At 74.0% G+C, this 949-nt stretch carries 1 protein-coding gene; it reads right to left on the bottom strand.

Translation table 11 applies throughout. From position 1 onward, the window contains the following. Positions 1-829: cytochrome P450 (locus tag GL263_RS27255; RefSeq protein ID WP_323379585.1), on the bottom strand; the 829-nt coding region annotated here is incomplete at its 3' end. Positions 830-949: the final 120 nt, after the last annotated feature.

Raw genomic sequence — 949 nt, 5'->3', positions numbered from 1 at the left:
TAAGAGACAGCTGCCCACCCAGCTCGCAGTCCACCGCCACCGCCCGCCGGAACTGGATGATCGGCGAGGAGAACCGCACGATCTCCTCCACCGCCCCCGGCAGCCCGCCCTCCAGATCCGCGCACAGCCGCTCCCGCTGCCCAGGGTGCTCCGTCAGCAACCACAGCCCGTGCGCCAACGCGTTCCGCGTCGTCTCCACCCCCGCCACCAGCAGCAGCGAGAAGAACGCCCCCAGTTCACGCCCCGACAGCGACCGCCCGTCCACCTCCGCGCTCACCAACGCCGAGACCAGGTCCTCACCCGGCCGCCGCCGCCGCTCCCGGCCCAGCGCCACGATGATCCGCCGCATCTCCGCCAACGCCCGCAGCCCGCGCGCCGGCGACCTCAACCGCGCCGCCACCGGCCGCCGCACGCCGGTGTGCTCCGACGCGGCCGTCACCAACGCCAGGACGCGCTCCCGCTGCACCCGCGGCACGCCCATCATCGAGCAGATCACCTCGAACGGCAGCGGCGCCGCGACCGCCGAGACGAAGTCCACCGGCCGCTCCCGCTCGACCGCCGACACGATCCGCGCCGCGATCTCGACCGTGTCCCGCTCCACCCGCGCCAGCAGCCTGGGCGTGAACGACCGGGACACGATCCGCCGCAGCACCGCGTGCCGCGGATCGTCCAGGTTCACCATCGAATCCCCGAACAACCACCGCACCCAGCGCGCCGGCGGCGGCGTCGTCACCCCGGGACCGCTCAGGAACAGATCCGGCCGCCGACTCGCCACCATCACGTCCGCGTGCCGCGCGACCGCGTACCACCCACCCCCACGCTCGGGCACCCAGGCCAACCCCTCACGGTCCCGCAGCCGCGCGAAGACCTCCGCCCTCACCCGCGCGGGCAGTGCCCAGAATCCCGGATCGGCCGGCGACCCACCCGAGGAACCGGCATTCAGCAGCAC

It is taken from the genome of Streptomyces durbertensis (assembly GCF_014156695.1).
In the GTDB taxonomy this organism is placed as follows: domain Bacteria; phylum Actinomycetota; class Actinomycetes; order Streptomycetales; family Streptomycetaceae; genus Streptomyces; species Streptomyces durbertensis.
Note: the sequence above shows the minus strand (reverse complement) of the source record. Positions and strands in the feature narration are given on the sequence as shown.